Here is a 6375-nt window from a genome sequence, read left to right as displayed (position 1 = left end):
CAATTTTAAGCTGTTGGGTTGCTTGCTATTAGATCAGACTTCAATGCGGAATGGTATAATCACCCTAGTTGGTTCTCAATTTATATCATTAAGATTAAATATCTAATCGGTTCAGAGCCTCACAGGTATCTCAACCGCAACGGCATTCGGACGCCACGCACTGGTCATCATGGACCGAGCTGGCTGGCATCAACAGGATTTGACCGATAACTTTGATAATCTCACCCTCCTCAAGTTGCCTCCTTATGAACCGGAGTTGAATCCGATGGAGCCGGTATGGCAATGGCTGGGTCAAAATGTGTTGGCCAATCGTCGTGTTAGTGGCTATGGCGACATTGTCGAGCAGTGTTCTATCGCATGGAATGAGAGGAAAGTAAGAGTGATAGAGTTGCGTACTAGCCAGTGAAATGTTCTGACCAGTTAATTCATGGCGTTGGTATAGGTTTTTCTCCCGTCATTCTCTCCATAACACCAAATGTGCTGATTTAGTTCCCATAGCTATCAATGACCAGATACAAAAAAGCAGCCATAAGGCTGCTTTCTTCAATTTATACACAGCTATCGCGAGGTCTAAGCTTCTTTCAGCCACTGTGCGGCACGTTTAGCGAAGTAAGTTAAGATACCGTCTGCGCCTGCGCGTTTAAAGCAAAGTAGAGATTCCATAACGATGGCTTTTTCGGCCAACCAACCATTTTGGATAGCGGCCATGTGCATGGCGTACTCACCACTGACTTGATAGGCGAATGTAGGCACTGCAAGTTCAGTTTTTACGCGGTGCACTATATCTAAATATGGCATGCCTGGCTTAACCATGACCATATCGGCACCTTCTTGAATATCAAGTGCAACTTCGTGGAGGGCTTCGTCACTGTTTGCAGGATCCATTTGGTAGCTGTGTTTGTTACCACCTTTGAGATTACCAGCCGAGCCTACTGCGTCACGGAACGGGCCGTAGTAGCTTGAGGAGTATTTGGCTGAGTAAGCCATGATTTGGGTGTTTACGTGGCCTGCTGCTTCTAACGCTTGGCGAATAGCACCTATGCGGCCATCCATCATGTCCGACGGTGCAACTATGTCTGCACCGGCTTCGGCGTGTGACAATGCTTGCTTCACTAAAATCTCGCTAGTGATGTCGTTTAGGATGTACCCAGTCTCATCTATGATGCCGTCTTGACCATGAGTGGTGAAGGGGTCCAATGCTACGTCTGTCATGATGCCAAGCTGTGGAAAGGCTTTTTTAAGCTCACGTACAGCGCGTTGCACTAAGGCATCGGCGTTATAAGCTTCTTCTGCCATTAAGGTCTTTTTCTCTGCAGGCGTCACAGGGAAGAGCGCAATTAATGGGATGCCTAACTCAACCAGTTCTTCGGCTTCTTTTAGTAGCAAATCGATTGAGTAACGTTCAATACCTGGCATAGAGGCGATCTTTTCACTGCGATTGGTGCCCTCTAGAACAAACATGGGATAAATCAAGTCATTGACCGTTAGTTGATTTTCGGCCATGAGACGACGGCTAAAATCATGTTTACGCATGCGGCGCATTCTACGCTGAGGGAAGGCACTGGTAATGATATTCACATTTGACTCCTAATTAGGTACTGGTCCTGCTTGAACTGATGAAAATAAGCTGACTTGATTACGTCCACCATTTTTCGCTTGGTAGAGGGCTTTATCCGCTTGTTCTAATAATTTGGTGCTGTGCTGATCGTTAGTGACGATATCGGCACTGACTCCGATACTGATAGTCAAAGGTATCGCTACACCTTCCCATTCGAAATTGATTGAGGCAACTGCGTCTCTTATCGTTTCAGCGACTTGGAGTGCACCATCTTCTGCTGTATTAGGCAGGATGATAGCAAACTCCTCGCCTCCATAACGTGATACGAGATCCGTTGGCCGCTTTAAATGTTGCTGTAATGTTTGGGCTATGGTTCGTAAGGCTTCATCGCCTGCAAGATGGCCGAATCTATCGTTGATCAGCTTGAAGCGATCGATATCGAGCATCAACAGGGCTATGGGTGTTTCTTGCCTGCGGCTGATCCGGCTTTCAGCGATCAAACGTTTATCGAAAGCACTGCGGTTTTTAACCCCAGTTAAACTGTCGATAGTGCTTTGTTCGGTGAGCTTTTGGTTTACCTCATGTAATTCTCTGAGGGTGATTTCCAGTTCTAAAGTACGCTCTTGTACCATTTGTTCGAGTTTCTCATTGCTCTCGGCTTCTGCTTTTAGGGCTTCTTCCCGCGCACTACGAATTTTCTGTGCTTGTTTCAAGGCTTCTTGCTGGATACGCAGTTTAGCTTTGCGCTCATCGTTATAGCGGATGGCGAGCACCAGAGACATGAAGATAATTTCAAACGTCAGGCCGAGCATGACAGGCGTTTGCGGTTTTAAATTGAGGTCAATCACGCTGAGGTACAACAAGCTACTGATGCAAGCTCCTGTCAGCATACTCACCCAGCCAATAGTGTACATACGTGCGAGTTTATGGCCATTGATAGCCTGAGTAATGGCAAAGACCATCAGTACCAGGCTGAGCACTGCAACGGAAATTATCTCGATATAGAGCGCCGTTCCATATTGGATAAAAGGCGTGGCGAGTCCAATACATAGGATATACACAGCGCTATAGCGACAAGTCAGCAGCATGCGGCGGTTTAAATATTTGAGCTGTAATATTTTTTCGGTAAACATCAGCGCAAACGCCATAACGATTGGCAGTAAAAATGGCACCATAACTTGCTGTAATATCGGCCAATTGGGCCAGAGAAATCGAAAGGCAAAACCGTTGATGGTAGCGACGAGTAAGGTCATGCTCAGCACGTAGCCGGAATAATAGCTGTAACTGAATGAGCCCGATGCAATGGCAATAAAGAGGCTAAAGATACCAATCGCGGCCAGTACGCCGAGTTGGAAACCATGTTCGACGGCGGTTGATTCAGCAATCTGGGCTAAGTCGTTAGATGACCAGAGATTCAACGATACCGCAGCGCTGCCTTCGGTCTGAATATGCAAATAAAAAGTATGGGTATCATCCATGTTGAGCTTAAAAGGATACAGGAAGATATTGCTCAAAAATGGCCGTTCGTTATAGGGAAAGGTGTCGCCCATAAGCACAGTATTAGCGAGCTTATTATTGACTAAATGGTAGATAGTCACTTTGTCTAACAAGGGGTTATCTAACGCTAAAATGCGTGAAAGTGCATCGTCTGGGCTGGTTAAGCTGAAACTCAGCCAAAAATCATGGCCGCTGAGTTTTTGAATGTCTTTATTGGTGAAGTTATGCCAATCCGTTTTTGGCAAGGCTTGGATCTCGGTAAATTCCTTCGCCGAAGTGGGGTGGCTCACCATCAACCAAGGCGTAAGGTTTAACGGGGTTGCCGTTGATTCATCGATGCTTAATAGGGTTGCGAATGAAGGTGTTGAACACATCCATAGCCACAGCAAGAGTATGAGTGACGAGTTTCGTTTAAGCATGGACTCGGTCCAAATTAAAAAAAGCTACGCTATTCTGGTAGCAACGCGCTGCAAACTCATCAGCATTTTCACCGCGCAAGTTTGCAATATAACTCGCGATGTAGGGGAGATATTCGGGCTTGTTCTTACTCGATTTAGGCTTAGGCCGCATGCTGCGAGGCAATAAGTACGGGCTATCGGTTTCGATTAAAATGCGGCTCTGCGGAATAAATGGCACGAGTTGCGCTAACTCTTGGCCGCGTCTTTCATCGCAAACCCAGCCTGTAATGCCTAAATGCAAATCGAGGTCGATATAGGCTTCCATTTGGGCGTGAGTGCCAGTGAAACAATGTAAAAGCGCGCCACTAAGCTGTGGGCGATATTCCCGCAGGATAGCAATAAAGTCTTGGTGGGCATCGCGTTCGTGCATCAGCACGGGGATTTGCAGTTCAACGGCTAAGGCGAGTTGGGCAATAAATGCTTGGCGCTGGATGGGACGAGGAGAGAAATCACGATTGTAGTCTAAGCCACATTCGCCAATGGCAACCACTTGCGGTGCTTGGCAGAGTTCGGCTTGTCGCTTGCTTGAGTCAGCTTGCCAGCCACTGGCATGGTGAGGATGTACGCCAGCAGTGCAATAAAGTTGATTGGGATATTGTTGGCAAATCGCGATGGCCGCTGCACTTTCAGTTAAATCGCTGCCAATAACAATTAACGGCGAAACCCCTTGGTCCGCCGCCGCTTGTATTATTGATGCTGTGTCTGGCTCGAGTGCGCTGCCAAGTAAATTGACAGCGATATCTATGTATGAGGGCATTAGTTTAGGCGTTTTACCCGTGCCTTGGCATTGCGCTCATCCGTGCCCATTAAGAAAGAGCCTAGGGCTGCTTTTTCAATGTAGACTTTTTCGCCTTGCTTTAAGTTGAACTTACGGCCGTCGGTTTGTTTCCATACCTGACCATTAGTGAATGTTACTTTGATAGCACCGTAGGGATCTTCAGTAATAGACTGCACTTCCAGATAAATCTTATCGACCGTATTTTCTTGAACGCGCTTAGCTTCCATCCCAAAGTCATCGACAATATTAGCGGCTGGTGCTTGGGGCGCGGTGGCCGCTACTGCTACAGCAGTCGGAACTGCAACTGTCGCTACGGTCGCAGGCTCGGCTTGAGTGCTCGCCAAAGCTGAGGTTACGCCTTTGACACTCTCGGCTAGCTTGTCATAACAAATTAAGCGGTCGAGTTTATCGGCGGTTGCAGCACATTGGGTTAACTGTTGTTCAATGCTGGCATTTGCTTGGACTGATACCAGCATAATTGCTGCTGCCATAAGAGTTAAGCGCATGAGAATGTTCCTTATTATATTATTCCCCTAACGCCATCGAGGACGTTAGTCGTTTGTTTGTTCGCTATCTTCATCTGACTCGTCATCACCTTGCTTACTGTAGAAACGAGCCGCTAATAAACCGCCTTCGAACAATAACAGCATTGGTACCGCAAGCATAGTCTGGGAAATTACATCCGGTGGGGTTAATAACATGCCCACAACGAAAGCGCCCACAACGATATAAGGACGTTTTTGCTTGAGATCTTCAGGTGTTGTCACGCCTGCCCAGCAGAGTAAAACAACGGCAATAGGGATTTCAAAGGATAGACCGAAGGCAAAGAACAGCTTCAAGACGAAATCAAGGTAACTGGTAATGTCAGTCGCGACTTGTACACCCTCAGGTGCAGTATTGGCGAAGAAGCCAAAAACGACGGGGAACACTATGTAATAAGCGAAGGCGATACCGAGATAAAACAATAAGGTGCTGCTAAACAGCAGAGGCATCACTAAACGTTTTTCATGTTTGTATAAACCCGGTGCGACAAAAGACCAGATCTGGAACAACACATAGGGCACTGCCACAAAAAACGATAATACTAAGGTCAATTTAAAAGGCGCGAAGAAAGGGGCTGCGACATCAGTCGCAATCATGCTGCCACCAAGGGGTAAAGATTGCATTAAAGGTATTGCCATATAATGGTAAATGTCATTTGCCCAGTACACGCTGCAAATGAACACTAATAACACGCTGGCAATGGATTTTAGCAGCTTGGACCTAAGTTCAAGCAAATGGCTGATAAGTGGCTGCTGTTGCGACATGAATTATCCGTTGGCTTTCGGGTTAGAACGGGTATCCGCGCCCTGAGTTGGCTCATTTGGCGTAGTGGGAGATGCCGATGTTGGACTCGCCTCTACTGTGGCAGTCGGATTAGCTGGGCTCGCTTGAGCTGAACTAGTGTGAACTGTGCCCGCAACTGGAGAATGTATTTGATTCTCTGACGCAGGCGTGTCTTTTACCGGGTCCAGAACTTGATAAGGACGGTTCACTGACTGTGCCGCTTGCTTCAGTTGTTCAATAGACTCTTTGAGTTCCGGCGAGAGGTTAGATAAACCTTTGCTCTCAGCTTTTTTTAGATCGGCATGCAACTGCTCGATCTTCAACTCCTGCTCAAGTTCTTCTTTTACCGAGTTTGCCATGCGTTTCATCGCACGGATCCAACTCGTTACCGAACGTACCGCAACCGGTAGACGTTCGGGGCCAAGAACCACTAGCCCCAAAACACCGATCAGCAGCAGCTCCATAAAGCCGATACCGTCAAACATAAAGAGTTACGCCTGTTCTTTGTTAGACTCAGGTTTCTTTTCAGTCGCCTGTTGAGTCGTTTGTGCTGTTTTAGCCGCTTCGGTGTCTTCTAATGCCTTTTTATCTTCTTCTGAAGACATGGCGTTTTTGAAGCCTTTCACCGCACCACCTAAATCGCCGCCCAAAGAGCGTAATTTCTTAGTTCCAAACAACAAAACAACGATTAACGCAACGATAAGAAGTTGCCAAATACTAATACCACCCATGAAGGTATCCTCTTAATTGATATCGGT

7 protein-coding genes and 1 pseudogene are annotated in these 6375 nt (G+C 46.9%); 1 reads left to right on the top strand and 7 read right to left on the bottom strand.

Annotation, left to right across the window (positions count from 1 at the left end; all coding sequences use genetic code 11):
- Positions 1 to 127: 127 nt before the first annotated feature.
- Positions 128 to 406: pseudogene (locus Q4Q46_RS14600) on the top strand (transposase); the annotation flags it as partial.
- Between the two features lie 164 nt (positions 407 to 570).
- On the opposite strand, the gene hemB reads toward Q4Q46_RS14600, so the two are convergent.
- Genes hemB through tatA form a run of 7 tightly spaced genes read right to left on the bottom strand, consistent with a single transcriptional unit; the run spans position 571 to position 6348 of the window.
- Entirely contained in the window at positions 571 to 1578 is a 1008-nt protein-coding gene (hemB, locus tag Q4Q46_RS14595) for a porphobilinogen synthase (protein ID WP_311906322.1), read from the bottom strand.
- Between the two features lie 9 nt (positions 1579 to 1587).
- Complete coding sequence (locus tag Q4Q46_RS14590) at positions 1588 to 3474, bottom strand: sensor domain-containing diguanylate cyclase (protein ID WP_259523811.1); 1887 nt, start codon at positions 3472 to 3474, stop codon at positions 1588 to 1590.
- Entirely contained in the window at positions 3467 to 4270 is an 804-nt protein-coding gene (locus Q4Q46_RS14585) for a TatD family hydrolase (RefSeq protein ID WP_311906321.1), read from the bottom strand. Before Q4Q46_RS14585 ends, Q4Q46_RS14590 begins: the two co-directional genes overlap by 8 nt.
- Positions 4270 to 4797 carry a hypothetical protein gene (locus Q4Q46_RS14580; RefSeq protein ID WP_311906320.1) on the bottom strand — a complete coding sequence of 176 codons (528 nt, stop codon included), beginning with the start codon at positions 4795 to 4797 and terminating at the stop codon, positions 4270 to 4272. The genes Q4Q46_RS14585 and Q4Q46_RS14580 overlap by 1 nt, the downstream gene beginning before the upstream one ends.
- A gap of 45 nt (positions 4798 to 4842) precedes the next feature.
- Positions 4843 to 5598 (bottom strand): twin-arginine translocase subunit TatC, encoded by a 756-nt coding sequence (tatC, locus tag Q4Q46_RS14575; RefSeq protein ID WP_106649233.1) that lies wholly within the window; start codon positions 5596 to 5598, stop codon positions 4843 to 4845.
- A 3-nt stretch (positions 5599 to 5601) separates the two neighbouring features.
- Positions 5602 to 6102, bottom strand: a complete 501-nt coding sequence (gene tatB, locus Q4Q46_RS14570; protein WP_311906319.1) for a Sec-independent protein translocase protein TatB — start codon at positions 6100 to 6102, stop codon at positions 5602 to 5604.
- Positions 6103 to 6108: 6 nt separating this feature from the next.
- Positions 6109 to 6348, bottom strand: a complete 240-nt coding sequence (gene tatA / locus Q4Q46_RS14565; RefSeq protein WP_006083329.1) for a Sec-independent protein translocase subunit TatA — start codon at positions 6346 to 6348, stop codon at positions 6109 to 6111.
- Positions 6349 to 6375: the final 27 nt, after the last annotated feature.

It is taken from the genome of Shewanella vaxholmensis (genome assembly GCF_031932135.1).
In the GTDB taxonomy this organism is placed as follows: Bacteria; Pseudomonadota; Gammaproteobacteria; order Enterobacterales; family Shewanellaceae; genus Shewanella; species Shewanella hafniensis.
Note: the sequence above shows the minus strand (reverse complement) of the source record. Positions and strands in the feature narration are given on the sequence as shown.

Bases quoted from the DNA above. Each gene is read 5' to 3' on its own strand.
- Q4Q46_RS14590 (WP_259523811.1), bottom strand. From the start codon at position 3,474: ATGCTTAAACGAAACTCGTCACTCATACTCTTGCTGTGGCTATGGATG.
- Q4Q46_RS14585 (WP_311906321.1), bottom strand. From the start codon at position 4,270: ATGCCCTCATACATAGATATCGCTGTCAATTTACTTGGCAGCGCACTC.
- Q4Q46_RS14580 (WP_311906320.1), bottom strand. From the start codon at position 4,797: ATGCGCTTAACTCTTATGGCAGCAGCAATTATGCTGGTATCAGTCCAA.
- tatC (WP_106649233.1), bottom strand. From the start codon at position 5,598: ATGTCGCAACAGCAGCCACTTATCAGCCATTTGCTTGAACTTAGGTCC.
- tatB (WP_311906319.1), bottom strand. From the start codon at position 6,102: ATGTTTGACGGTATCGGCTTTATGGAGCTGCTGCTGATCGGTGTTTTG.
- tatA (WP_006083329.1), bottom strand. From the start codon at position 6,348: ATGGGTGGTATTAGTATTTGGCAACTTCTTATCGTTGCGTTAATCGTT.